Source organism: Myxococcus xanthus, assembly GCF_013116825.1.
In the GTDB taxonomy this organism is placed as follows: Bacteria; Myxococcota; Myxococcia; order Myxococcales; family Myxococcaceae; genus Myxococcus; species Myxococcus xanthus_B.
The window spans coordinates 1-404 of record NZ_JABFNS010000347.1 but is presented as its reverse complement, the minus strand read 5'-3'; the positions used below and the strand labels follow the sequence as shown (position 1 = coordinate 404).

1 protein-coding gene is annotated in these 404 nt (G+C 33.4%); it reads right to left on the bottom strand.

Annotated features, from left to right (window positions below; translation table 11 throughout):
- Window positions 1-70: 70 nt before the first annotated feature.
- Window positions 71-404 (bottom strand): hypothetical protein (locus HNV26_RS37655; protein ID WP_216613100.1); only part of this gene is annotated, 334 nt, incomplete at its 5' end.

Here is a 404-nt window from a genome sequence, read left to right as displayed (position 1 = left end):
AAACCATACATATAAATTAACGTATGGTTTTTACACGTAAACACTTTGCAAGATTTATTTCTGGATTATATTAGCTGTCGGGAATTAAAAGACCATTTTGATATTTATACCCTTTAACCTCTAATCCAATCCCATCGGCTATGAATTGGTCGCTATTTGCGCGGCCTGAATACCAATATTTAATATATCTATAATAATCATCTACATCTCGCTGGTCTATTCCAAACATTTCAGGGTGGCCAATTCTTTTCTCTATATTATCTTTTTCAGATAGTTGCATTTGACCAGATCTATACATTGAGTTTAGTATATCCATGCATTTATTATAGCTATGAACTCCATCGGAATGACGTAAAAATGTCAAAACATGAGAGTACTTCCCAATGCGAATTGGCTCTATTATC